Here is a 26,984-nt window from a genome sequence, read left to right on the forward strand (position 1 = left end):
AAAACTATACGATCAAAAGATATTCTTTATTTACAGGTCGAGAAAGGATATGCAATGAATTTTTCGATGAATGAAGCAAAAATAAAGAAATTATGCGGGGTTACAGCTTTTAAAAAAGGTAAATCCTATTATCAAGCGGGAAAAGTACAGGTGTATTCTTTTCAACCAGATGATTCGGTCATAAAAGCCACTGTAGATGCAGGTGATAATGTTGAAGTTATGGTAGTAGCAGATTCAGAGGGGAAGGTCGGAGGTACTTGTACTTGCCCGCCTATAGGATTTGTCAAAACGTATTGTCAGCATATTGCAGCAGTGCTATTTGTAGTAGAGGAAAAGGAAACAGAGGGACGTTTGGCGTCAAGAATGCTTGATTTGTTTGAGAATAGATCTGTCCATCCTACAGCAAAGCAGCTACATTTTGATAAAAGGCAAACGCTGCATGTCGAATTTATATGCCGTCCATTATCGTTAATGGAAGGTGAGGGCAATGGAATTGGTATTCAGTTAAAAGTAGGTCCAAATACTTTGCATGGTATTTTCCACGTGAAGGATTTTCTTCGTAATATTGAGAAAAAAGAGCCGTTTGAATATGCTCCTGGGCAGTACTATGCGCAGGAAATTTATAGCTTTCCGAAAGAATCAGATGCAGTTCTTCAGCTGTTGTTAAAAGGGCAGCATGAGCAAACGGTACAAGCAGATACTTTGCTCATTTCAGCTTCAGATTGGGATCAGCTATTTCCTCTATTAACAAAAGCACCATTAGTTAGATTCATGCACGAGGAGAAAATGTATAGTGGAGTGCAGCTTGGAAGAGACCTGCCACTACGTTTTGCCTTTGATGAAACGAAGAGGACTAATTACCAACTGAATGTGGAGGGACTTGACCGAATTATAGTTTTTAAGGGATATGGCTTTGCATTTTCAGAAGGTATTCTGTACAAACTTCCTACTGCTGAGTGCTTTCGACTAGCAGAACTAAAAGAGATGCTCGATCAGTCTGGAAAACATGAATTGGTCATATCAGAGAGTCAAATAGATTATTTTATGGAGAAAACTATACCTGGTCTTATGAAGCTTGGCTATGTACATATTGCGGATTCTATTTCAAGGAGGATGGGAGAAACTCCACTTCGCGTTAAGTTGTTTTTAGACCGAGTCAAGCACCGAATACTTGCAGGGCTTGAATTCCATTATGGACATCTTGTTCTAAATCCTTGTGAGGAGATAGAGTCAGATGTTATGCATTATCCAGGTATTAGACGCCAGCTCGATAAGGAACAGCAGATTATCGATGTACTATTGGAGAGTGGATTTACTCAAACTCCGGGAGGATTCTACTTATTCGACGAAGAGGCAGAGTATCACTTTTTATATCATGTGCTATCCAGCATGGAAAAGTGGGTTCAAATATATGCCTCGACAGCAGTTAAAATGCGTGTACAAAGGGGATATATTGGCCCGAGGATACGAGTGGAGGTAAAAGAGCGAACAGATTGGTTAGAGTTTAAGTTTGATCTAAAAGAGATTCCAGAGAAGGAAATCCAGCGATTGATGGCTTCCATTGAAGAAAAACGAAAATTTTACCGTATTCCGGGTGGTAACTTAGTTTCACTTGAAACACCTGAATACCAAGCGTTATCTAGTTTTATCATCGATATGGGAATTACGACTGATACAATTGAGGATGAAATTCGTATTCCGTTAATAAAAGGAATGCAAATGATTGAATCTTTGGATCAAAGCGACCTAGTGGAGCCTGGTGAAAAATTTGCCAAGCTCATGAAAAACTTACACGACCCTGTGAACTTAGAATTGGATGGTCCAATCCCTCTAGAAGGGGTACTTAGAGACTATCAAAAAGTAGGATTTCGATGGTTCCAACTACTAGCAAAATATAAATTTGGTGGCATCCTAGCCGATGACATGGGACTTGGTAAAACGCTTCAAAGTATCGCATTCATTGAATCTGTACTTCCAGATGTTCGTACACGAAATTTACCGGTGTTGATCGTATGCCCTGCCTCTCTCCTATACAATTGGAGGAATGAGCTAAAAAAATTCACGCCACATACTCAGGCAAAAGTGATAGATGGCAATAAAGCAAAAAGAAGTGATTTGTGGAAACAGACTTCACATGCTGATGTAATAATTACTTCGTATCCAACGCTTCGAATGGATACAGAGCTATACCGAAACCGCCTCTTTCATACCTTGTTCGTAGACGAAGCGCAGGCATTCAAAAACCCAGGAACTAAAACAGCAAAAGCGGTAAAGATGATTAAAGCAGACTACCGATTTGCCTTAACGGGGACGCCAATCGAGAATGCATTAGACGAGCTTTGGTCAATATTCCATGTTGTGTTTCCAGAACTATTGCCTGGTAGAAGAGCATTTAGTGAATTAAGCCGTGAAAATATTGCGAAACGGGTAAGACCGTTTATATTGCGCCGGATGAAACAGGAAGTGCTTAAAGAATTACCAGAGAAGACAGAAACGATGCTCTATTCAGAATTACAACTGGAGCAAAAAACGTTATATGCTGCTTACTTGGCTGAACTTAAACAGGACGCACTGAAGCATTTGAAAAAAGGTAATCTTCAAAGAAACCGCATAAGAATATTGGCCGGATTAACAAGACTTCGCCAGCTATGTTGTCATCCAGCCCTTTTCGTAGAAGGGTATAAAGGAAGTTCAGCTAAGTTTGAACAGTTGATGGAACTCATAGAAGAAAGTCGAATATCGGGGAGAAGAGTGCTCATTTTTTCACAGTTTACACAGATGCTAGGTATTATTAGAGGGAGACTTATACGAGAGGGGACCCCTTATTTCTATCTTGACGGTCAAACCTCATCTGAAGAACGAGTAGAATTATGTGATCGCTTTAACAATGGAGAAGGGAATCTATTTCTAATTTCGTTAAAAGCAGGGGGGACTGGGTTGAATCTGACTGGAGCAGATACAGTTATTCTATACGACCTTTGGTGGAATCCAGCAGTGGAGCAGCAAGCTGCTGATCGGGCTCATAGGATGGGTCAAGAAAACGAAGTACACGTTATTCGTTTAATAGCAAAGGGCACCATCGAAGAAAAAATTACTCAGCTGCAACATAAAAAGAAAAGCATTATTGATGAAGTTATTCACTCGGGGCAGGACACATTGTCTACTATGACAGAAGAGGATATTAAAGAAATATTGATGATTGAATAGTGAGCTGAAATAGAAGAATGGTCCAAGTTAAGCGTACATCGTTTATCTTGGACTTTTTTTGTTAATCCATTTCTATTTGTTCGAAATATAAGTTTTGAATATAGAATACGTAAATTTATGAAGTAGCTAACTTTTTTGAAAAGAATATAGTCATAAGTTTCTATGAACCCATTAATTTCACTTTAAATACGCCATTCTAAGTTGTTTGTTTTTAAATCTTAGTACAAGAAGGTCAGAGTCGGCATCAACGCCTAGAAAGACCCTTTAAATGCTTATAGTAAGAAATAAGTAACTTATTTCAATTTGATATCCTCTAAATGGGTTATAGTTACTGTTGTTTTGAATAGTTATATTGTTGTAAAAGCACCTCGAAAAATATAAATAAGCTTTATTTTTCTAATAAAAAACGATGTATTCGAAAATGTATACAAGTGCACAATAAGAAAACATGATGTATGCATTATAGTAAACTTGTATACAAACTAGTGTACAAGTTGATATAAAAGGATGTACACAAAAGTGTTTACATGTATACGTAATTACATGAAATGTACACAAAATTAAATAGAATGTTTACAATTTGAGTACAACTTTTGGTGGATTGACCGAGCTTTGCCAGTAAGATAACCTTTAAATGGTAGAACATATAGATGAAAGGATGATTTGATGAACACTTCAAGAATTTGTGCAATCGATGTAGGAAATGACTCAGTTAAAGCTTTATTTGGAAAATTAGATTATGAACTAAACATTCCCAATGTAATTGCGGTATCAACAGAAGACAGACCGGTTATAGGTATAGAGGAATTAAACGATAAGGATCCAATTGAAGGAATTCATATTAAAGTACACTCCCCTGCCCTAAACGAAAACAATGTAATTTACCGTGTTGGTAGCTTAGCAACAAAAAGTGATAATGCAACTGAATTAGACCCTGGTAGCAACAAATCAGAGGAAGATCAAACATTAGTTATGTTATTTGCAACTTTAGCTTTAGATGCAGTTAGAGGAGAAAACGCAGAAGTTTTTAAAAAGAACAATAATGTAATTGATGCAAACTATACGCTAGGAACTGGTCTGCCGCTTCGTGAAGTAAAAGAAGGAAAAGATGTAGGCTATCGTTCGCAGCTATTAGGATCGGTTCACCAAGTTGAATTTTTAGTAACCCCTAAATACCAAGGGTTAAAAGTAAATATTAAGTTCGATGAAGTTAAGATATATCCTGAAGGTTTTGCAGCATATATTAACCTAGTAATGGATAATGATTTAAACATTATTAATAGAGATTTAGTAGACAAAAGTATCCTGATTCAAGATATTGGTGGCCTTTCAACTGATGTTGCGGTTATTAAGAATCGTAATGTAGACGACGATAAAGCACAGGGATTCAATTTAGGTGTTTCTGAAGCACTAGAGTCCATTAGAGAAGAAATTAGATTAAAGCATGGTGTAGAATTAGATAGCCGTAGAGATGTTGTAGATATCATCACTAGAAAAAATGATCGAAATCATATTATGGTGAATGGTAGTCGTACAAGCGTTCATGATATTACTGATCGAATTCTTTTAGACTTAGCGAAGAAAGAATATCGTCACTTACGCAATGTTTGGCAAAAAAATTCGCAAACAGAAATCTGCTATTTTGTAGGCGGTGGAGCAATCGTATTAAAAGAATATATTAAAACACTAAATAACAACTTAAATGGCTATAATATCGAATTCTTTGAAGATGAAAAAGAGAGCATTTGGATGATGGCAAATGCTTATCACAAGTTAATCTCTGATTTTGTTAGAAAGAATAAGAAAGATATAAAAAGCAATGAAGCAACGAAACAAAAAGTAGAAAAATAGGGTGATTTCATGGAAAAATCAAGGAATTCTGGTATTCAAAGGGGGCAAGCAATTACTTTTCGTCTCCCTTCTGACACTCCTGATCACATTATAAAGCAAATGCAAAAGTTAAAAGAGACTGAGAGAAGAAACTTTTCAAGTAAAATAGCGGAGTTTGTTTTGGAGGGGGTAAGTACCTCCTTATCTAAGGATAGAGAAACTGTAACTATTCCTATGCCGAAACAGTTAAGCAAGGAACAGCGTAACTGGCTCAAACATGCACACTCAGAAGCTATGCTAGGGAATATTGTCTATCAATTGTTATCAGACCCTGTTCGTGCAATGTCTATTCTTGCCTCTCTTAACAGTAATGCCTTAGATATTGACCAAGCCCTACATTTACAAGTTGAGCCCACTGAAAAAGTAGAAGATGAGTTTACTAATACTAACATTTCCACTGAACCAGAGGCGCTTCAACCAGAATTTCCAACCGATGAACTTGAAGATGATTTGATGAACTTTGACTGGGATCAAGTAAAACATGAGCATGCAGCAACAGCAGAAGATTTAGAGGAGAATGTCGAAACTGAGAGTTTAGATGATTTACTTGGAGATTTTCTTTCAAGGATGAATAAATAGTAGTTGTAGTATGTGTATTAACACTTCCAATCTATTAAAGAACCATTTTCATGTTTGTTTCTTGCAAAAGGAAACTAATAACCCCAACCATCAATTAATGGTTGGGGTTATTAGTTTATTGGAGTTTAGAAATTATAATCTACCACGTTTATTTAAAGGAGTATTGTCCAATCGTTTTTCTTCAAGTGGGTCATTATCTAGTGCCTTGTTCTTATTGTAGTTAGCTAGAGTAGGGTCAGCTGAATCTACAACATTATCTGTACGTTGGATATCTGCTTCTTCACGACGAACTGTCTCGTTTATAAGTTCCGTGTCCGTTACTTTTTTCTTACCTACGACGATTTCTTCACTAACTACAGGTCGTTTTGTCACTTCTACTCGTTCTTCCATGACAGGAATATGAATTTTTTCACCATCGTCTACTATATCTCCTGCGGCAGTCTCATCAACTGCACGTCTTTCGATATACACTTCCTCACGCTCCACAGGGACTTCAACTCTTTCTTGCGAATCTACAATATGTTTCTCGACGTTCACTTCACCAGCTTGTTGCTGTTCTTTGTCGATAGACAGTCGTTCCTCATGAAGTCGCATGCGTTCTTCTTGCGTTTGACCATCATTAAATGTATCTGTTGTAGAGAAATTTGTAAGTGTCTGATTTGCTCCTAGATCTCTATCATTCCCATCGTAAATAGTTCCATACTCTTTATCAACATAGAGGAGGATGCTACCACTTTTCACTTCACCATAGTATCGATCTGACTCTTCATCTGAGAAGCCCATATTCAGAAACGCTGCCCGAACTGGTTCATCCCCACTCATGAAAGCCATGAATTTGTCTAACCAATTTCCCTCCACTGTAGATAGATCCACGTCTGTTTGGCCGCGAACCATCGATAGGGAATCTTTGTCATTAGTCACTACATAGATATCATTTTCTACATAACCTTCTAGCTTCAACTCATTAATCTTGTCCAGTACTTCCTGCTCTGTTCTAAAAGATCCAATATATTTTTTGTCTGCCATTAATAATCTCCTCCTAAAATATTAATTAGTAATATCGTGCATGTTTTAATAGATACCCACTCGTTTTTTTAATTAAACAAAAGCAACTTCATTCTCGGCTGTGTTTAGGTATAAATTACAAACAAAAAAAGACTAGTTCATTCTTTTAGACTGCGAATTTAAAGGATTAATACAAGCTTTCATAAAATGAGGATATTCCAGTAATTGGATAAAGTAGCGCTTGTGTTAAGAACATTCAAGTTAACCTTCCTTCTGACACATAAATACGATTTTAAGTATAATGATAAGTAATTAAGTAATCGGGAGATGATTCTTATATCAATAGATATGGAAGCGCAAATTATAGATGACATTATGCATCGAATAGTATCGAGGTCAATTGAACATGGGAAGAAACTTCCTTCTGAAAATGAGCTCGCAAAAAAATATAAAGTACCTAGAATAACCGTAAGAAATGCACTTACGAAATTAGAAGAAAGAGGATACATATATTCCAAGCAAGGAAAAGGACGATATCTAAAAGAAGAATCAATACAAATTCAATTACACTTAACCGGAAAAACAAGTTTCACGGATAAGATGAAGCAAGCAGGGTATAAATTAAAAACAGAGAATATCGTTTGTGAAAAAATCGCTTATAATGAACAAATTTATAATAGTTTAAATATGGAAGAAGATGTAGATGTCTATAAAGTGGGAAGAATACGCTATATAAATGGGGAACCAATCGCAATTCATTATTCCTTTGTTAGTAAAAAGATGTTTCCGAAAATTATGGAAGATGGACCAAAGATCGAGTCCATGTTTGCTTATTTTAGAGAACTAGGCTATAAAAAGTTTACAAGTAAAAAAAGCTTGCTAAGTATTACATTTCCAACTTCAGATGAACAACAATTGTTATCTTGTAAAAGTATGGTTCCACTCATTGTGGTTGAAAATGATTGCATAGATGTCGCCTCCAATAAAGTATTAGAACATACAAAAATACTCTATCGAAGTGATAAGTTCAAATATGATATATCAATGGATTGAATGAAAACAGGTAAAGGACGATATTGTCCTCTACCTGTTTTTTGTTCGAAGTAGGAATGTATATAAAAATGCACGTGAACAAGGGGTTCATGACACTTTAAGGATTGAATAATACTACTGATTTCCCCTTCAGGTGGCCGCTTTCTAGCTAAGCGTTGCCACAGCCTCCTCGCTTGAAAACATATGCTCCTGCGGTTACTCGTCGCAAAGACATTGGCCAAACAAAGTTCTGCCAATGTCCTCGCTGCGGGGTCTTCGCCTAACGCTTTCCTGCTGGAGTAGCCACCTTTCACTCCAATCAATTAAGTGATTAGTCCTCAACAATAAAATATAGAATAGTGTATGGCTCTGGCTCAGATGATAAGAGTAGTCAAAGTAGATATAGTGATAAACCGTCTGTCGAATCAAGGATACTATTCTCTAATGAAGGATGAAGAAAGTAGATTTTCTTTTATCTAGGGGACATAAAGAGAAATAGTAAGTAGTTACTAAATAAAGTAGCGAACTAGCGAACGAAATTGCATCTTCGAGAGCTTCCTCTATGAATAAGAAGGTATCTTTTCTCTAGTTATCCAAAAACGCACTTACCTGTTTCTGAGAGTTATAGGACGGCGACGGATAGACAACCAACCAGCATCCCTAAAAATTCACTCGGCAATAATATAGCAAAACGTATGTACAAAGACCTTCGAAAACGATAGAAACAGGTTTTGGACTTAAAGGACTGAGCATGTCTTTTGCCCGGTTTTTCTTCCATACAAGAAATCGCTTCTGTTCATTAATTATTAAGAACATTTACAAACATTTACGATACCTTAAAACACATGCACTTGGCGACAAGTTAAGATGAACTTGCAAAGGAGGATTCATACATATGAAAAGAAGAAGAAGAACAGAGATTCTCATTCAAGGTGATGTCCACTTGGCGCAAAGGCTTGCGGAATCCATTGTGGATACTTATGAATGTAGAGAAATTATGGCCCCTCAATACGGAATGACCATGATTAAAATGCGAGAAACGGCAAAAAACTCACTATTTTATATAGGAGAAGTCCTTATAACAGAAGCAAAAGTAGAGATTAATAATCGTATTGGTATAGGAATAGTTATCGGCATGAAAGATGAGCTTGCACAACATTTAGCGATTATCGATGCTGCGTATAAGGCAGATTTACCTGAAACTAACACATGGAAAACCTATTTAATAGAAGCAGAAAATCAAATTACAAAAGAACGAGCGAAAAAACAAGCAGAGCTTTTTGAAACAAAAGTTAATTTTGAAACGATGGAAGTTTAACTTTATTCAGCAATGTTTTTTCTGCGGAGCTGAACAAAGTGAAGCGGAAGCAAATAGGAGAGATAGCATGACGATTGATCAAGTACATGACTTGCAGCAAGTTTACAGAAAAATATTGCACAGTATGTCTAGACCCGGCACCATTTCGTCACTAAATGAAATAGCAAAGCGGGTAAATATGAATCTTCCTTGTTACGACGCAACTATTTTAAGTGCCATGACATTTTTAGATGCAGAAACTACATTTCACATTCTTTCAGAGGATCAACAGGATTTAATTGAGAAAATTTCAGAATATACATCTGCAAAATATGCACCAATAAACTTAGCAGACTTTGTCATTGTTCTGAGTGAAGATACAGAAACTGCTATAAAAAGTGCTATTCAAAGTTGTAAAAATGGTACGCTCATTGATCCTCAGCTGTCTGCAACATGGATTATAGAAAGTGCTCCATTATCTAATGAAGGTGAACTGACTTTAACTGGACCTGGAATTCAGCACACAGCCCAATTGCATACAAGCTTTGATCAATCGATATGGCAGGCAAGAAATGAAAAAACAAAGGAATATCCACTGGGCATTGATTTAATCTTCACTGACGAGAATGCACAAGTAGTATGCATTCCTCGAACAACGTCGATCAGCATCATGGAGGTGAGCTAATGGGGTACGTTCCGGTAAAAGGAGGGACGCAGGCAATTGACGCGTCTATTCAACGAATAAAGTACGAACGCTTAAGAGGTGAAGAAATAGTTGATATAGAGACAATTATGTCGACTATGCGCGGAATGGTTGATCAGGTTATGTCGGAAAGTAGCTTGTATTCTCCATACTTGGCAGCACTTGCGATCAAACAAGCAGAAGGAAGTATGGAAGAAGCGGTATTTCTCATGAGAGCTCATCGTTCTACTCTGCCACGTCCTTATTACAGTCAAACGGTTGAACCTGAAAAAATGTTTGTAGAGCGTCGTATTTCAGCAAGTTTTAAAGATATCCCAGGTGGACAATTATTAGGAGCAACGTATGATTACACACATCGTTTACTCGATTTTGAATTAATACAAGAAAATCTAGATGATAACCTACAGTGGCTGCAAAACTATCAAGATCAATTAAAACAAATTGAAGCTTTCGACGAAGTAAAGTATTTTCCTAAAGTAGTAGATTACTTGCGGGAAGAAGGACTTTTTGAAACATATGAGGCAGACAACACTTCTCCTATTGATGTTACAAAGCAAAGTCTACAATTTCCAACAACGCGTAGTGAGAGACTTCAAGTTCTAACAAGAGGACAAACGGGCGCAGTTACTTCTCTAGGCTATGCGTCACTAAGAGGCTACGGGCAAGTTCATCCAACTGTGGGAGAAGTGCGAGTAGGATCTGTTCCTATTTATGTGCAGCATCCAAATGAGATGGAGCATAGCGACGAAGATGAATTTTATATCGGTGAAATCAAAGTGACCGAAGTAGAATCATTTGTTCCAACAACCGTGAAAAATGAAAACAACGAATATGAACTGGAATTTGAAATTGGCTATGGCATTTGCTATGGGCAAAATGAAACAAAGGCCATTGCTATGAGCATTTTAGACCAATGTCTGGAGCACCCAGAATCTGATTTTCCAACACATGATGAAGAGTTTGTGCTATTGCATATAGATTCTGTAGAATCAACGGGATTTATATCCCATTTAAAGCTACCACATTATGTGACGTTCCAATCAAAGCTGGATAGTATCCGTCAAGTGAAGAAAGGGGTGCCAACAGTTGAAAGCTAATACACATTTTGCATTTTTTGATGAGGGATCTAAAAAAGAAATTCGTCGTGCAATCATGAAAGCTGTAGCAATTCCGGGATATCAAGTGCCATTTGCTTCAAGAGAAATGCCCATTGCACGTGGGTGGGGTACAGGTGGATTACAAATCACCCTCTCCATCATTGGTAAGCCGGATGTGCTGAAAGTAATCGACCAAGGTGCAGACGAATCTGTAAATGCAGTCAGTATAAAAAAATTAGTTCATGAAACGACTAATGTTGAGCTAACAGAGCAAACCTCAGAAGCAACTATTATTCAATCAAGGCACCGTATACCAGAGGTTCCCTTAACAAAAGATCAAATTATCGTCTTACAAGTACCGACGCCAGAACCACTTCGCGGAGTAGAAGCAAGAGAGTTTATGACGAAAAGAATGCATTCGGAAGATGATTATAGCGGTGTGTGGCTAATGTTATTCGAACAAATCATGAAATACGGGAAGACCGCTACATTTGCGGATCATCCGGTTTATGTAAATGGACGATATGTGATGGCACCAAGCCCAATTCCTAGATTTGACAACAATAAAATGCATCAATCGGAATCTTTAATCTTACTTGGAGCAGGGCGAGAAAAGAAAATATATGCAGTACCACCTTATACAAATGTGGAGTCTCTAGCTTTTGAGGACTATCCATTCACTGTAGAATCCTTTGAGGGTCTTCATTGTCACTTATGTGGTTCAACAGATATCTTTTTGGATGAATTAATGGATCAACAAACAGGAATAACCATTCATCAATGCAACGACACAAGTTTCTGCATGGATCAGTTGAATAAGAAAGAGAAAGCTGAGGTGCAAACTAGCTATGCATGAGGAGCCAATACTACAAGTAAGGAACCTACGAAAGCAATTTGGAACAGGATGCAAAGAATGCTCGGAACTTAATGATGGAAATCTGGAGAAAAACTTTTGTAAGAGTTGTGGGACAGTTTATGCGTGCCAAGATATTTCATTCGATTTGTATCCAGGGGAAATTTTAGGGATCGTTGGGGAAAGTGGAAGTGGCAAATCTACGATGATGCAATGCTTATACTTCGATACAGATGTCTCTTCAGGAGAAGCGTATATTAACGACTCTTTAATAGCGGGGCAAAATGTTTTTGAATTATCCTCCCAGCAAAAACGCTCTATCCGAAATCATGTATATGGCATGGTTTATCAAAACCCGGTCCATGGTTTAAAAATGAATTTCTCTTCTGTAGGCAACATCGCAGAGAAATTAATTGCGGCGGGGAATCGCAATGTTGCTGATATGGAAGCTACGAGTAAAAAACTGTTGAAAAGTGTACATATTCCTTTACATCGCATGAAAGAAGAACCGCGAAACTTCTCCGGTGGGATGCAGCAGAGGGTTCAAATAGCAAAGGCATTGTCGAATAATCCTCCTATTCTATTTTTAGATGAAGTAACTACAGGATTGGATCTATCCGTACAAGCAAACGTATTGGATTTAATCAAAAAAATTCAAAGAGATTTAGGAATTAGTATGATTGTTGTCTCGCATGATTTAGGCGTAATACGTATGCTTGCAGATCGCACCATTGTGCTGTTGAACGGAAAAGTAATTGAAGAAGGTTTAACCGATCAAGTTTTAGAAGACCCACAGCATGAGTACACGCAGCAATTAGTTTACTCATTATTATAGAGGAGCGGTGACTTTGTATATTATTCATAATGGGAAAATCATAACAGAGGAAGCAATATTAGAGGGGCATGCGGTTGTAGTTGAAGGTGAAATAATTCAAGCGATTATTCCACAAGATGCGGTGTCCACATATACCGAAGCACAGTTTGTCGATGCAAGAGGGGGATACATATCTCCTGGATTTATAGATATCCATTCGGATTATATTGAGACAATAGCATCGCCCAGACCCACTAGTATGATGGATTTCAATATTAGTTTACGTGAAGCAGAGAAAATATTGATCAGTCATGGAATTACTACGATGTTCCATTCCCTATCGTTTTACAAAGAAGATGTTTTTACCCATAAACCGATGCGAAATCCGAATAATATTCAACGTATGGTAGATGCAATTGACGCAACGCATAATGAATTGCATTTGATCCGTCACCGCATGCATGCTCGTTTTGAAATAGACAATGTAGATGAAATAGACACACTTGTAAAAAATATAGAAGATGGCAAGGTTCATTTGTTGTCATTTATGGACCATACACCAGGGCAAGGTCAATATCGAAATCTAGAAGTCTATCGCGAAACATTAAAAGGATACCGCGATATTTCAGATGATGATGTCAATGTGTTAATTGCAGAACGACAAAGTACAGAGTTTTTAACAATTGAAAAAATAAAAGAAGTAGCAGATATAGCTATTTCAAAAGGTATTGCGGTCGCGTCACATGATGATGACGAAATCCAAAAATTAGAGTTAGTAAAATCCTTTGGAACAACAATTAGTGAGTTTCCTATTACCCTGGAAGTGGCAAAGAAAGCAAAGGAAATCGGGTTATATACAATTGCTGGTGCTCCTAATGTGCTTCTCGGCGGATCGCACTCCGGGAATCTTTCGGCAGCTGAAGCCATTGCAAATGACTGTGTAGATATTCTTTGTAGTGATTATTATCCAGCGGCATTACTACACGCTATCTTTGATTTGCATGAGAAGCACGGTAATGATTTACACAAAATGTTCATGATGGTCTCGTTAAATCCTGCTAAAGCAGTAAAAATGGACGATGAGTTAGGCTCGATAAAGGCTGGGAAGAAGGCGGACATTTTAGTAATTGAACGAATGGAAGATGGCTATCCGATGCTGACTACAACAATGGTAAACGGGGCATTAATAACGACGACGCATTACCGTATTAAATAGTAAATCAAGGAGGTAGTGAAATGGCGATGTTAGAAATCAAGGGTTTTGGCAAACGATTCACGATTCATCACCTAGGGAAAACAATGCCAGCAATTGAAAATATCAATTTCTATTTAGATGCAGGAGAGTTCATTGGAATTGTTGGGAAAAGTGGGAGTGGTAAATCGACGATATTGAAGAGTATTTACCGCTCGTATTTACCGGATACCGGCAATATTTTTTATAATTCAGCACGTTTTGGACAAATTGATTTGGCAACAATTCCGGAAAGACAAATGCTATATTTACGCCAATACGAGATAGGCTATGTATCCCAATTTTTAAACGTTATGCCTAGAACAACCTGCCGCCAGCTCGTTATTAATGCATTATTAGAAATGGGTGAAACCGAAGAAGTGGCTCTTAAGGAGGCAGAGCAGGCATTAACACATTTCGAGATGGATCCGAAATTATGGGATAGCTATCCTAATACATTTTCCGGTGGAGAGAAGTTGCGATTAAACATCGCGATGGCAACTGTGAAAAATCCGCGATTACTATTGCTAGATGAGCCTACTGCAAGTCTAGACCAACAATCTAAAGTAAAAGTCCGTGAAATGATTGAGAAGCTAAAAATTAGAGGCACAACCTTGGTTGGAATATTTCATGATATTGAATTCATGGAAGGGCTTTGTGACAAGGTCTACGATATGCAATCAAGACAGCTAACCGTTATGAAAGAGACAATTGGCAATGAAAGCTGATTTACATGTCCATAGCCGCTACTCAGACGGTTCAGAACATGCGGAAACTGTGATGAAACTAGCGAGCCAGCGAGGTGTCACACATATTAGTTTTGTTGACCACGATACCGTCAAGGGACTTCCTGAAGTTCTTGAACTAGGTGAAAAATACAGAATTAAAGTCATACCTGGTATTGAAATATCCGCCTTTGACTTTAAAAGAAACCGAAAAGTACATGTGCTCGGATATAACTATCATCCTCAAGCGAATCATATCCAAGCTATTTGTAATCCTTTGTTAAAACGAAGACAAGAACATTCGCTTTGGCAAATAGAACAAATAAGAGCAGCGGGATATAAACTAGATATTTCCGCGATTAAGGAATCTGCCAAACCATCCGAGACAATTTATAAACAACATATAATGCATAGTTTAACGGATGCTACCTACACATCTCCATTGTATAAAGAGTTATATAAAAACTTATTTAAAGGTAATGGAGTTGCATCAGGCGATATCGAATACATTGATGTATTTAAGGCAGTACAAGCAATTGTCGCAGATGGGGGAATAGCGGTCATCGCACACCCTGGTCAGCTGGATACCTATGAATTGATACCCGAGCTAATAGAGGTTGGCTTAGGTGGAATTGAAAGAAACCATCTAGATCACACAGCCGAGGATCATCAAAAGGTAGAATTTTTGGCCGAAAAATATGGATTGATCATGACCGGTGGCACGGATTTTCACGGCTCATATGGGGTCACTATTGAAGTTGGAGATATTGTAAGTCCCTTGTTTGAAAGACTCTTAAATGACGAATAACAACTGAACCAATTGTAAAGTTGTAAAGAAGTTTAATAATGTACGAAATTACTGTAAATTTACACAATTGGAAAATAATTTATGTTTCAATATAAATGTACAATCAGGTTTTTACATGCATTACCATTTTATTTAGCGAAAAGGAGAATTATTAATGAAGAAAAAATGGTCTATCATCAGTCTGGTTTTAGTAGTTGCTGTATTGTTATCTGCATGTTCAGAAGGAACTGCTGGAGCGAAGGATGCAGAAGTGGATGACGTGATTAAAATCGCTTGGTATCCAAATGAATCTGGTTCAGATATGAAGTCTTCACGTGATGAAATTGGACGAGTAATTGAAGAAGCTACTGGTAAAACAGTGGAACATCAGTTAACTACTGATTATGCAATTGCCATTGAAACATTAATAAATAACAACGCTGATCTTGCTTTCATGGGAGCACAGGGCTATATCGAAGCTAAAAATGGAAACGATGCTATTCAACCATTAGTTGTACCAACAGGTGAATCAGGTACATTAGATGATGCATTGTATCACAGCTGGTTAGCTGTAAATGTAGATGCACAAGAAGATTTCAAAGTAGACGGAGAATTTTCATTAGATACATTAGAACAAAAAAGTATTTCATTCGTATCAAATAGTTCAACCTCAGGATTTGTGGTTCCAACATCATCCATTATTTCTCACTATGTAGAAAAATCAGGATTTGAAGGTTTGGTAGCAGAAGACTTGATGGAAGGCGGTCCACTATTCTCTCAAGTATTATTCGGTAACTCCCATCAAGGATCTGCAGTAAACCTCTTAAGTAACAATTCAGAGGTTGCAGCTTTCTGTGATACTTGTGTAGAAAACTACGTAGATGTAGCTGAAGGTGATGCGAACAAAGTAGGATCTGTTTATAAAGTTAAAGACGATGCAGCAGAGCCTTTTAACACAGTAACAGGAAAAGAATTTGTGTTGATGTCTGTAACACCAGTATTAAACGCACCATTTGCAGCGAATTTAGAAGCTTTAGGCCAAGAGGATTTTGACAAATTAATAGAATTATTTACTTCTGATGAAATTGCAAACAATGAAAAGATCTTTGTTCCAGAGGATTCAGAAGAGGGTGGATTATTCTCTAAGTCAGGAAATGAAAGATTTGCTGAAGTGGAAGATGCTTGGTTTAACCCAATTCGTGAACTTTCCAAATAGTAGAGCAGACGTTCAAAATAAGAGTATGCATACGAATAGATGCATGCTCTTATTCATTAAATTAGCTAAAGGAGTTTGAATAAATGACCTTACTTAAAGTGGAGAAATTAGGAAAGTCATATAATGGGGAAACGAAAGTTCTTAACGATGTTAGCTTTGGAGTAGAAGCAGGAGAATTTGTTTCAATTATTGGACCATCTGGAGCTGGAAAATCAACACTTTTACGCTGTATGAATCGAATGGTGGAAATCGACGAAGGCAAAGTAATTTTTGATGGTAATGACGTAGGTAGTTTGAACAAAAAGGAACTACGTAAGATGCGCACAAACATTGGCATGATTTTTCAACATTATAATCTTGTGCCACGCTTATCTGTTATCGAGAACGTGCTACATGGTAGATTCGGATATAAAACAACCGTTCAAGGAATATTAGGGAAATATACAGAAGATGAAAAGGAACAAGCCTTTTACCTTCTAAAAAAATTAGGAATTGAGGAGCACGCTTACAAACGATGTGATCAGCTCAGTGGTGGTCAGCAACAACGCGTAGGGATTGCTCGCGCACTAATCCAAGAGCCGAAAATTGTTCTTTGTGATGAACCAATTGCCTCTCTTGACCCTAATGCCTCAAAAGTAATCATGGATTATTTAAAGTCGATTACGATGGAGCTGAACATTACATGCATCGTGAATTTGCATCAAGTGGAAATTGCTCGAAGCTATTCTGATCGTATTATTGGTCTAAGTAAAGGTGGCGTCGTCTTTGATGGCCCAAGCTTTAGATTATCTACAGATAGTACGGATCTAATTTATGGCACAAAAACGGTAGAAAAAAGACAGTTAGTTACTGTGTAAGGAGCAACCAAAGTGAATGAAAAAGTAATGAGAAACCAGCGGAAATGGCAGACGATTATTTTTGCTGCGATTATAATCGTCCTGACATACTTATCATCGGACATAACGAACTTTAATATCATTCATGGAATTGCTACGTTACCAAATGCGATAACTTGGATAGTCTCCAATCTATTTATAACTCAAGAAACGCTAGAAAGACTGCCAAAAATACTTGAAAAATTAGCGGAAACTATTCTTATGTCTATAGCAGCTACCACAACTGCAACAGTCTTTTCTCTCTTTTTAGGATTAATGGGTTCAAAAACAACTGGAACTAGTAATGTGCTCGGTGCAATTGCTCGCTTTATCGCATCAGTGGCAAGAAATATTCCAGTCGTTGCTTGGGCATTAATATTGTTACTTTCCTTTGGTCAGAATTCGATGACAGGGTACTTAGCTTTGTTTGTTGGCTCGCTTGGCTTCTTAACAAGAGCGTTTATTGAATCTATCGATGAAGCCAGCCTAAGTGCAGTGGAAGCCTTGAGAGCTACTGGAGCTACCTACTTTCAAATTGTCTATAAAGCAGTTATTCCCCAGTGCTTGCCTCAAATGATCAGTTGGATTTTGTTTATGATCGAGACAAATATTCGAAGTGCCACACTTGTTGGTATTTTAACAGGTACGGGAATTGGGTATTCATTTGACCTCTATTATAAAACCCTTAACTATCATGCAGTGGCGCTTGTTACACTTAGTATCGTCATTTCCGTTATTATGCTAGAACTAATTTCAAACAGTATACGGAAGGTGATTCTATAATGGACGCAACAACTACATCGATACACGTCAGAAAAAAATCGAACGGTCGAATTTCGATTAAATCGGGCAACAAAGTGGAAAGCGTGATGAAAGGGACAGTGCTTGTTCTGTTTGCACTAACAATTGTAGCGTTTATATCGTTTAACTATTCGGGGTTGGATTTAACAAAAGCAATTCCAGATACAGCATATAATTTGAAAGTGATGTTCTTCCAACCTGCTTTGAACCACTTCACATGGGGAGAGGCTTTTTATCAAGTCGGCATTACGCTCGGATTAGCTTTCCTTTCGACAATTCTTGGAGCAGTGATTGCCTTCTTCTTAGCGTTGATGGCAGCAACTAATTTATCGAACAAATGGATATCGAAAACAGTACGAATTTTAGTAGCCTTTGTACGAGCAGTACCAACTGTACTATGGGTACTAATCTTTGCAATCGCAGCAGGGCTAGGAAGTGAAGCAGCTGTTCTTGGAATGTTGTTTCACTCTATTGCTTATTTAGTAAAAGCATTTTCAGAGGCTTTTGAAGAAGTAGATAAGGGGATATTAGAGGCACTTAATGCAACTGGTGCTAACTGGTGGCATATCGTAACCCATGCTGTCTTACCTACGACGTTCACCTATTTACTATCTTGGACATTTTTACGGTTTGAAATTAATTTCTCTGTAGCTGTCGCAATGGGAGCGGCGGCAGGTGCAGGTGGTATCGGATTCGAATTGTTCATGGCTTCTGGATTCTACTTTGACATGCGAGAGGTCGGGTTAATTACTTATATGATCTTGATCCTAGCAATAATCTTAGAATTTACATCTACTAAATTAAAAAGTCGTTATTTCCCAGCTACTTCTACAAAATAACAGGTTAATTCAAACAATTGTGAATGTTTATGTTATCATGTTTGTTTCTTACAGAGGGACACCAAAAACCCCAAATAGTGGGCACCTTAAAAAGTGCTGCTACTTGGGGTTTTGTTATGAACTATATTAGTTTTTAGAATCCTCAAACTTAGGAACCAAATCAAATATTCGTTGGTCTTCAAATGCATCTATGACACGTTCAAGCCAGTTGTAATAGTCTTTCATATACTTAAGCTTATCGATATCTATTTGAACCACTTCACGTAATTCCTCACTAAGGGCTGGGTCTTGCAACAGTTCTTCAAGTTCTGTGAGTGATTTTTTAATCGCTACTGAATGCAGTGTAACTGATCTCTGCCATTTAATAGAAAACAAATCGATAAAGCTTTGGTGCCAATCATCCGTTACTTTATATAAATCTTTTCGAACTCCTTTTTTCCAGGCACGTTCAACTAATTTTAGTTCGGACAGAGCTCGGACAGAAGTGCTCATGCTTGTTTTACTCATGCCTAATTTTTCTGTCATATCATCTAATGTTAGTGGTTCATTTTGAAAAAACATTGTTCCGAATTGTCTACCTGCAGAAGGTACTAAGCCGTATAAATGTATATTTTGGGCAATTGTTTCAATAATTCTTTCCCGTGCTTTATCTATCTTTTCTTGGTCATTCATTTACGTTCCCTCCACTGAAATTAGCTTTCTTCACATAATCCAGCTAACTAAATTTAAATGTATTATATCCTTACCCAAAAAGCAATTTTTTTAAAATAAATTCGTACAGTTTTTACCGTATAAACAATTAATAAAGTTTAAACTGTTGAAATTTTGTGTAGTTACCTCTATAATGAATAGGGTTCGTGTGTTTCGGACGGTAAGGAGTGAAGACATGATTGAGGAAAATATAAATAAAAAAATAGTAGTAAAAGACACTACGAAGATTTTTGGTAAAAGTAGTGGCCGTGCTATCCAAATGCTGAAAGATGGCAAATCAAAAAGTGAAATTTTGAAAGCAACTGGTGCAACGGTGGGTGTAAAACAAGTATCCTTTGATGTCAATGAAGGTGAAATTTTTGTCATAATGGGTTTATCTGGAAGTGGTAAATCTACATTAGTTAGACTGCTTAATAGATTAATAGATCCAACGATGGGGCAAATATTACTAGATGGCAAGGATATCGTTCAGATGAATAAGGAACAGCTTCGTGATGTAAGGCGGAAGAAAATTGGTATGGTTTTTCAAAATTTTGCCCTCTTCCCACATAAAACAATCGTTGAAAATACAGAGTATGGCTTAGAAATCCAAGGGGTATCTAAAAAAGAACGTAACGAAAAAGCAATAGAATCTTTAAAACTTGTTGGTCTTGCGGGATATGAGGATCAGTATCCGAAACAGCTAAGTGGAGGTATGCAGCAACGCGTTGGACTTGCTAGAGCTTTGGCAAATAATCCAGATATATTGCTTATGGATGAAGCGTTTAGTGCATTAGATCCCCTTATTCGAAAAGATATGCAAAATGAGTTGCTTCAGCTTCATCACGATATGCAAAAAACAATAATTTTCATCACACATGATTTAGATGAAGCTCTTCGTATTGGTGACCGTATAGCGCTGATGAAAGACGGAGAAATTGTTCAAATTGGATCACCTGAAGAAATTCTGATGAGTCCATCCAACGAATATGTCGAACGATTCGTAGAAGACGTCGACTTATCCAAAGTACTAACCGCCGGTCATATCATGAAAAAAGCCGATACGGTAAAAGTTGATCGTGGTCCTCGCGTAGCACTTCGACTGATGAAACATTTAGGTATTTCTTCTATATATGTAGTAGATAATGCGAATCGCTTATTAGGAGCTGTAACAGCACAGGATACTGTGGAAGCAATCGAATCAGAAAAGTCATTGAATGATGTCATTATTTCCGACCTTCCGATGATCTCACCAGATACGGTCCTCACAGAAATATTTGATGTAGTATCAACAGCAAGCATTCCTGTTGCAGTTATAAATGAAGAGCAAAAGCTACAAGGGATTATTATTCGTGGTGCCCTTATTGGAGCATTATCTGGTGATAATGAGTTTATAAATAAAGATGGAACGATGGATTCCGCAGAACAGCATATAACGGAGGTGGTTTAAGATGGATGAACTATTACCTCGCCTTCCTTTTGCCGATTGGATTGACACTGGAGTTGATTGGTTAGTAGATACGTTTGGGACAGGCCTAGACGGGTTTGCTGATGTACTAGAAGGAGTAGTAGAAGGCTCAGTTGATATATTGGATTTAGTTCCTTCTATATTACTTGCTTTCATCTTCGCTTTAATAGCTGGGATAATTTCTACGAGAAAGATTGCCTTCTTTTCATTGATTGGGCTATTATTCATTGATTATTTAGGGTATTGGTACCCGATGCTTCAAATGTTAACGCTAGTATTGACTTCAGTCATCTTCGCGCTAGTGATTGGTATTCCTATAGGGATTCTTAGTTCACAAAAAGCGGGTGTTCGAAAGGTAGTAAATCCTATATTGGATTTAATGCAAACAATGCCTGCATTTGTATATTTAATACCGGCGATTTTCTTTTTCAACATTGGGGTCGTACCGGGAGTTGTAGCCTCCGTAATTTTCGCAATGCCTCCAACAATTCGTTTAACGATGTTAGGAATTCAGCAAGTACCAAAGGATTTAATAGAAGCAACAGAAGCATTTGGTTCAACTACGTGGCAGCGTTTGTTTAAAATACAGATTCCACTAGCTAAACCTACTATTATGGCTGGAGTGAACCAAAGTATCATGTTATCTCTATCGATGGTAGTAATTGCTTCGATGGTAGGTGCACCAGGACTTGGGGAAGAGGTTTACCGGTCCGTAACACAATTGAAAACAGGAGTTGGCGTAGAAACTGGACTATCAATAGTAATTGTAGCGATTATTTTGGATAGAATCACGCAGTACGCTGGAAATAGAAAGAATAAACTAGGGGGAAATACATTATGACATTAGCCAAAAAAATAACAGGTCTTGGAGCAGTTGCATTACTTTCACTTGGGTTAGCGGCATGTGGAGATACAGAAGAGACAAATGATTCAACATCTACAGACTCAAATGCGAGTTCAGTAGGCGAGTCACTTAACTACAAAATTACTGGCATCGATCCTGGAGCTGGAATTATGGAAGCAACAGAACGAGCTATTACAGACTATGAATTAGATGAGTGGGACCTTGTAAGTGGTTCAAGTGCTGCAATGACTGCCTCTCTAAAAAAAGCATATGATGCGGAAGAGCCAATTGTCGTAACTGGTTGGACTCCTCACTGGAAATTTGCTGAATATGATTTGAAATATCTTGAAGATCCAAAAGGTTCATATGGTGGGGAAGAAGAAATTCACACAATTGGCCGTACTGGATTACAAGAAGATATGCCAGAAGCTCATCAAGTCCTTTCTAATTTCAACTGGTCAGAGGATGATATGGGTGAAGTTATGATCGCTATCAAAGATGGTGAAAAACCAGAAGTAGCTGCGCAAGCTTGGATTGATGCAAATCCTGAGAAAGTTGCAGCATGGACAGACGGTGTTGAAAAAGTAGACGGCGAAAAAATCAAACTTGCATATGTTGCATGGGATAGTGAAATTGCCAGCACGAACGTTATGAGCATCGTATTATCAAGCCTTGGCTATGACGTAACGATGTTTCAAGTTGAAGCAGGTCCAATGTGGACAGCCATTGCCGACGGTAGTGCTGACGCATCTCTAGCTGGTTGGTTACCATTAACACATGCTACGTATGCTGAAAAATTCGATGGCAAATTTGAAGACCTTGGTACAAGTATGACAGGTGTGAAAATTGGATTGGTTGTTCCAGCATATATGGACATCACATCGATTGAAGATTTGAAAGAATAACTAAATATAAAAGGAACCCCTCAGAACGAGTAAAACTTGTTCTGGGGGTTTTTTATTTTGTCCTTGTGTAAGAAACGTTCACGTTAATTCAAACAAACGTGAATGTTTATATTTTCGTGTTTGTTTCTTACACAGGGTAATAGGGAGGTATTTCTATGTGAAATCACTTGTAGTGGCGGATCAACTTTATATCTTTTTTAACATTGGAATTTTATACTTTAACAGGATCTTAATATAATATTAAGCGGTCTGAAGCTTTTGGCAAGATTTTATATGTGTTCAATGATATAAAATGTACATACCAATGTTGTAAGAAAATGAAAGCAACTTTTGTGACCAAATGTCATCTGAAGTGTAAGCGATTTCCGTTATAATTTATGAGAGGGGGAGCTAGTGATGTTGGAGAAACGAAGCCTGAATACTTTTTATCAATTGATGAAATTGCAGCCAACGCAACAATCTTCTTTTATTGACAAGATAAACTTATCTGAACGTCAGTTTCAATATGATGTAGAAAAAGTTAATAGTTTCTTATTCGACTTGGGGGTACCACCCATTAGAATTTCGGGTGACCGAATCTTTATAGAACAAGAGGTTGTCGATTATTGGAAAGAAAATGGATCAGGTTTTGTAGCAAATCTATTTTCTTTTGAGCAGGTAGAGCGTGTAATCATATTCCTTTTATATACCTTCATCAGACATGAACCTCTTTCAAATTTTCACTTTCAACATTTGTTTGGTGTTAGTAAAAATACCGTCAGTTCAGATGTGAAACGAGTCAATAAGTTTTGTGTTGATTTCCGTGTTGAAGTCCGCTATTCGCGAGAAGATGGATACCATTTAAAAGGGACGGAAGAAGATAAGCGAAACTTAATGCTTAAGGCAATTTCCATGTTAAAGATTAAATCATATGCTCATGAGAAATTCACATTTATATTTCAGCAGCAACAGTTGCAGAATCAGTACGATAACTACCAACAAGTTTTGAAGGATTTTGAACAGCAATATTCTTTCTCGTTTACTGAAGACAGATTGGATGAATTTATCTACTTGCTTCAAATGATCCATATTCGTCAACAACAACAAAAACGGGTACAGATTTATCCGGATACAGTGAGTTTTTTGGAAAATCAACAAGCTTTTTTGGTATCTACATTGATACAACAACGCTTGGGATATACAACTAATCGGGAAGAAGTTGCCTTTTTGACAATTCAACTACTTGGCATATGCCAAGGGGAGGTTAGTCCTGCTAGGACTGATGCGCTGTTTGCTATTACGGAACAAATCATTGTTAACTTTGAACGTTATGCATGTATTCAATTATTAGATAGAAACAAAGCAATGGAAACATTATATTTACACTTTAAGCCCGCTTACTACCGTATGCTCTTTAAAATACCAATTACAAATGTATTGCTCGATGATATTAAGGAAGAGCATCGTGACTTATTTATTGTTGTAAAGGAAGTACTCAAACCGATTGAGGAAATGTTAAATATTAAGATACCGGAAGATGAGATTGGCTTCCTTACCCTTCATTTTGGTGGGTTACTAAAACTGGATAGTGAAAGCTCGGAAAAAGTATTTAGAGCTTTAATCGTATGTCCAAATGGGATTAGTTCAAGTTTAATGTTGGAAAATCAATTAAGATCACTTTTTCCACAATTTAAGTGGACTTCATCGTTTTCATCCTACGATTTTCAACATCTTGAAGATACAGAGTATGATCTTGTGTTTTCCACTGTTGTAGTTAAAACAAGAAAACCATTATATATAATTAGGCCGATTATGAGTGAAATGGAAAAGAAGGAACTAGTACAAACAGTAGAAGGGCTTACGCTCCAACAGTCATACCATAATCCAACTTCAGATGAATTAATAAGAATTATCCGTCAGTATGCGGATATTAAACAGCCTGAGCTGCTAAAAAGTGCATTGCAACAGGCATTGTTTAAAAATGATCACTTGAATATAGGGAGGAAACAACCAGTGTTAAAGGATTTATTAATCGAAGAAAATATTCAGTTTATGCATGATATAAGTGATTGGAAAAATGCTATCAAGACGGTAGCGGAACCTTTATTATCAAATGATTCCATTACAAATCAGTATGTAGATGTCATGATTGAGAACGTAGAAACAATGGGGCCATATATTATCATTGGCGAACAGGTTGCGATTCCTCATGCACGCCCAGAATTCGGCGTGAAAAAATTAGGAATGAGCTTGTTGAAATTATCAGAACCCACTTACTTGTTAGGTGAGGAGCAAAACAAAGTGGAAATATTCATTTGTTTAGCTGCTATTGATAACCAAACCCATTTAAAAGCTTTGGCTCAATTGACTACATTATTGAGTGATCCTATAAAATTAGAACTTTTAAAGAAGGCACAGACAAAACAGGATATTCTAGATTTAGTTGTAGAGTTCTCTGAACTATAAGTTTGTGTGGAATGGACATACGATTGAAACTAACTATTAATAGGAGGAAATAAAAATGAAAATTTTAGCAGTATGTGGAAATGGTTTAGGTACTAGTTTTATTTTGTCAATAAATGTTAATAAGGCGTTGAAAGAGTTGAATATTGACGGTGAATGCAAGAATATGGACTTAGCGAGTGCAAAGACAGAAGTAGCTGATTACTATATTGGTACTCCTGAAATTATGGAACAATTGCAAGATGGTAACAAAAAAACTATTAGTATTATCAATATGGTCAGTGCAGATGAAATCCAGAAAGCGTTAACTTCTCATATCTTGGAGGAAAAATAGAATGTTTGATTTTATCATGAAGGATATTTTAGGGACTCCTGCTATTTTGGTAGGGTTGTTCGCTTTATTTGGCTTGCTTTTGCAGAAGAAGGCAATTACTGATGTTGTTTCTGGAACATTAAAAACGATAATGGGCTTCCTTATTCTTAATGCAGGTGCGACAGTATTAACGGGTTCACTAACTATCTTCGGAGAGATGTTTGAAAAAGCATTTAATATTGAAGGCGTTATTCCAAACAATGAAGCAATTGTGGCGTTATCACAAAATGCTTTTGGTACTGAGACAGCTATGATTATGTTAATAGGTATGATAGTGAATATCGTCTTAGCACGATACACGAAGTTTAAATATATCTTTTTAACAGGACATCACACTATGTTCATGGCTTGTTTACTCGCTGCTGTACTTTCCACATCAGGGATGGGGAGTGTTCCTCTTGTCATCCTTGGCTCTCTAATTTTAGGTGCATTGATGGTTCTACTACCTGCAATGCTACAACCTACGGTAAGAGAAATTACGGGTTCAGATGACATTGCTGTAGGTCACTTCGGTTCATTCGGTTATTTCGTTGCTGCTAAAGTTGCGAAATTGACAGGAGACAAAACGAAATCAACGGAAGAGGTCAAAGTACCAAAATCACTTGGTTTCTTACGTGATTCATCTGTGGCATTAGCGTTAACAATGACCATTATGTTCCTTGTGGTTTCTTTATTTGTTGGTCCTACTTACATAGAGGAAAACCTTAGTGATGGTACAAACTTCTTAGTATTCTCATTACTACAGGCAATTACGTTTGCTGCCGGTGTTTTCATCATCTTAGCTGGTGTTCGCATGTTGATCGCTGAAATTGTTCCCGCATTTAAAGGGATTGCAGACAAAATTGTTCCAAATGCAAAGCCTGCACTAGACGTACCAATTGTATTCCCATTTGCACCAAATGCAGTTATTATTGGATTCTTATCAAGTTTCGTAGCGGGATTACTAAGTATGTTTTTACTTCCACTCGCAGGATTGGCAGTAATCGTACCAGGACTTGTTCCACACTTTTTCTGTGGAGCAGCCGCTGGAGTATTTGGTAATGCAGTAGGTGGACGTAGAGGTGCTATAATAGGTGCTTTTGTACAAGGGATCTTAATTAGTTTTCTCCCTGCGATGCTGTTGCCAGTTCTAGGTTCCCTAGGATTTGAAGGCACCACGTTTGGAGACTCTGATTTTGGTGTAATAGGTATTATCATTGGCTATATTATTAATCTTTTTAGTTAATAACAGGAATCCTTACAATTACGCAAAGAATTAACCTATAGTATAAATTTAAAGTAAAACAGTCATGGACGATAGTAGTCCATGAC

At 37.4% G+C, this 26,984-nt stretch carries 24 protein-coding genes; 22 read left to right on the top strand and 2 right to left on the bottom strand.

The annotated features are described in order from the left end of the window. The first annotated feature begins 54 nt into the window (after positions 1 to 54). The 3 genes from KD050_RS12255 (at position 55) to KD050_RS12265 (ending at position 5,676) form a co-directional block, all read left to right on the top strand. On the top strand, positions 55 to 3,207 hold the full coding sequence (locus KD050_RS12255; RefSeq protein WP_211892641.1) for a DEAD/DEAH box helicase: 3,153 nt from the start codon (positions 55 to 57) through the stop codon (positions 3,205 to 3,207). Positions 3,208 to 3,873: 666 nt separating this feature from the next. After that, entirely contained in the window at positions 3,874 to 5,058 is a 1,185-nt protein-coding gene (locus KD050_RS12260; protein ID WP_211892642.1) for a ParM/StbA family protein, read from the top strand. Positions 5,059 to 5,067: 9 nt separating this feature from the next. Next, a complete protein-coding gene (locus KD050_RS12265; RefSeq protein ID WP_211892643.1) occupies positions 5,068 to 5,676 on the top strand; it encodes a hypothetical protein in 609 nt (202 codons plus the stop codon). 132 nt (positions 5,677 to 5,808) lie between these two features. On the opposite strand, the gene KD050_RS12270 is transcribed toward KD050_RS12265, so the two are convergent. Then, positions 5,809 to 6,702, bottom strand: a complete 894-nt coding sequence (locus tag KD050_RS12270; RefSeq protein ID WP_211892644.1) for a YsnF/AvaK domain-containing protein — start codon at positions 6,700 to 6,702, stop codon at positions 5,809 to 5,811. Between the two features lie 306 nt (positions 6,703 to 7,008). On the opposite strand from KD050_RS12270, the gene KD050_RS12275 reads away from it, so the two are divergent. The 13 genes from KD050_RS12275 (at position 7,009) to KD050_RS12335 (ending at position 18,951) form a co-directional block, all read left to right on the top strand. Next, complete coding sequence (locus KD050_RS12275) at positions 7,009 to 7,734, top strand: GntR family transcriptional regulator (RefSeq protein WP_211892645.1); 726 nt, start codon at positions 7,009 to 7,011, stop codon at positions 7,732 to 7,734. Positions 7,735 to 8,608: 874 nt separating this feature from the next. Next, a complete protein-coding gene (gene phnG / locus KD050_RS12280; protein ID WP_211892646.1) occupies positions 8,609 to 9,031 on the top strand; it encodes a phosphonate C-P lyase system protein PhnG in 423 nt (140 codons plus the stop codon). A gap of 67 nt (positions 9,032 to 9,098) precedes the next feature. Then, on the top strand, positions 9,099 to 9,695 hold the full coding sequence (phnH, locus tag KD050_RS12285; protein WP_211892647.1) for a phosphonate C-P lyase system protein PhnH: 597 nt from the start codon (positions 9,099 to 9,101) through the stop codon (positions 9,693 to 9,695). Further along, positions 9,695 to 10,810, top strand: a complete 1,116-nt coding sequence (locus KD050_RS12290; RefSeq protein ID WP_211892648.1) for a carbon-phosphorus lyase complex subunit PhnI — start codon at positions 9,695 to 9,697, stop codon at positions 10,808 to 10,810. The genes phnH and KD050_RS12290 overlap by 1 nt, the downstream gene beginning before the upstream one ends. Beyond that, complete coding sequence (locus KD050_RS12295; protein WP_211892649.1) at positions 10,800 to 11,666, top strand: alpha-D-ribose 1-methylphosphonate 5-phosphate C-P-lyase PhnJ; 867 nt, start codon at positions 10,800 to 10,802, stop codon at positions 11,664 to 11,666. The genes KD050_RS12290 and KD050_RS12295 overlap by 11 nt, the downstream gene beginning before the upstream one ends. Next, complete coding sequence (locus KD050_RS12300; RefSeq protein WP_211892650.1) at positions 11,659 to 12,498, top strand: ATP-binding cassette domain-containing protein; 840 nt, start codon at positions 11,659 to 11,661, stop codon at positions 12,496 to 12,498. Before KD050_RS12295 ends, KD050_RS12300 begins: the two co-directional genes overlap by 8 nt. A 13-nt stretch (positions 12,499 to 12,511) precedes the next feature. Beyond that, positions 12,512 to 13,693, top strand: coding sequence for a phosphonate metabolism protein PhnM (gene phnM, locus KD050_RS12305; protein WP_211892651.1), 1,182 nt, complete (start codon positions 12,512 to 12,514; stop codon positions 13,691 to 13,693). Positions 13,694 to 13,713: 20 nt separating this feature from the next. Further along, entirely contained in the window at positions 13,714 to 14,436 is a 723-nt protein-coding gene (locus KD050_RS12310; RefSeq protein ID WP_211892652.1) for a phosphonate C-P lyase system protein PhnL, read from the top strand. Then, positions 14,426 to 15,241, top strand: coding sequence for a PHP domain-containing protein (locus KD050_RS12315; protein ID WP_211892653.1), 816 nt, complete (start codon positions 14,426 to 14,428; stop codon positions 15,239 to 15,241). Before KD050_RS12310 ends, KD050_RS12315 begins: the two co-directional genes overlap by 11 nt. Before the next feature lie 154 nt (positions 15,242 to 15,395). Continuing rightward, positions 15,396 to 16,436, top strand: coding sequence for a PhnD/SsuA/transferrin family substrate-binding protein (locus tag KD050_RS12320; RefSeq protein ID WP_211892654.1), 1,041 nt, complete (start codon positions 15,396 to 15,398; stop codon positions 16,434 to 16,436). A gap of 83 nt (positions 16,437 to 16,519) precedes the next feature. After that, positions 16,520 to 17,293, top strand: coding sequence for a phosphonate ABC transporter ATP-binding protein (gene phnC / locus KD050_RS12325; protein ID WP_211892655.1), 774 nt, complete (start codon positions 16,520 to 16,522; stop codon positions 17,291 to 17,293). A 12-nt stretch (positions 17,294 to 17,305) separates the two neighbouring features. Next, positions 17,306 to 18,094: a phosphonate ABC transporter, permease protein PhnE gene (gene phnE / locus KD050_RS12330; RefSeq protein ID WP_211892656.1), complete on the top strand. Its 789-nt coding sequence runs from the start codon at positions 17,306 to 17,308 to the stop codon at positions 18,092 to 18,094. Beyond that, positions 18,094 to 18,951 carry an ABC transporter permease subunit gene (locus KD050_RS12335; protein ID WP_211892657.1) on the top strand — a complete coding sequence of 286 codons (858 nt, stop codon included), beginning with the start codon at positions 18,094 to 18,096 and terminating at the stop codon, positions 18,949 to 18,951. The genes phnE and KD050_RS12335 overlap by 1 nt, the downstream gene beginning before the upstream one ends. 126 nt (positions 18,952 to 19,077) lie before the next feature. On the opposite strand, the gene KD050_RS12340 is transcribed toward KD050_RS12335, so the two are convergent. Next, positions 19,078 to 19,623 carry a GbsR/MarR family transcriptional regulator gene (locus tag KD050_RS12340; RefSeq protein ID WP_211892658.1) on the bottom strand — a complete coding sequence of 182 codons (546 nt, stop codon included), beginning with the start codon at positions 19,621 to 19,623 and terminating at the stop codon, positions 19,078 to 19,080. A gap of 214 nt (positions 19,624 to 19,837) precedes the next feature. On the opposite strand from KD050_RS12340, the gene KD050_RS12345 reads away from it, so the two are divergent. The 6 genes from KD050_RS12345 (at position 19,838) to KD050_RS12370 (ending at position 26,898) form a co-directional block, all read left to right on the top strand. Continuing rightward, positions 19,838 to 21,091, top strand: coding sequence for a quaternary amine ABC transporter ATP-binding protein (locus KD050_RS12345; RefSeq protein ID WP_211892659.1), 1,254 nt, complete (start codon positions 19,838 to 19,840; stop codon positions 21,089 to 21,091). Position 21,092: 1 nt separating this feature from the next. Then, complete coding sequence (locus KD050_RS12350) at positions 21,093 to 21,950, top strand: ABC transporter permease (RefSeq protein WP_211892660.1); 858 nt, start codon at positions 21,093 to 21,095, stop codon at positions 21,948 to 21,950. Beyond that, positions 21,947 to 22,858 carry a glycine betaine ABC transporter substrate-binding protein gene (locus KD050_RS12355; RefSeq protein ID WP_211892661.1) on the top strand — a complete coding sequence of 304 codons (912 nt, stop codon included), beginning with the start codon at positions 21,947 to 21,949 and terminating at the stop codon, positions 22,856 to 22,858. Before KD050_RS12350 ends, KD050_RS12355 begins: the two co-directional genes overlap by 4 nt. 396 nt (positions 22,859 to 23,254) lie before the next feature. Further along, positions 23,255 to 25,303: a BglG family transcription antiterminator gene (locus KD050_RS12360; RefSeq protein ID WP_211892662.1), complete on the top strand. Its 2,049-nt coding sequence runs from the start codon at positions 23,255 to 23,257 to the stop codon at positions 25,301 to 25,303. Positions 25,304 to 25,358: 55 nt separating this feature from the next. Continuing rightward, a complete protein-coding gene (locus KD050_RS12365) occupies positions 25,359 to 25,634 on the top strand; it encodes a PTS sugar transporter subunit IIB (protein ID WP_211892663.1) in 276 nt (91 codons plus the stop codon). A 1-nt stretch (position 25,635) separates the two neighbouring features. Further along, the gene (locus KD050_RS12370; RefSeq protein ID WP_211892664.1) at positions 25,636 to 26,898 is read left to right on the top strand and encodes a PTS ascorbate transporter subunit IIC; all 1,263 of its coding nucleotides are present in this window, start codon (positions 25,636 to 25,638) and stop codon (positions 26,896 to 26,898) included. The last annotated feature ends 86 nt before the right edge of the window (positions 26,899 to 26,984 follow it).

Source organism: Psychrobacillus sp. INOP01 (assembly GCF_018140925.1).
In the GTDB taxonomy this organism is placed as follows: domain Bacteria; phylum Bacillota; class Bacilli; order Bacillales_A; family Planococcaceae; genus Psychrobacillus.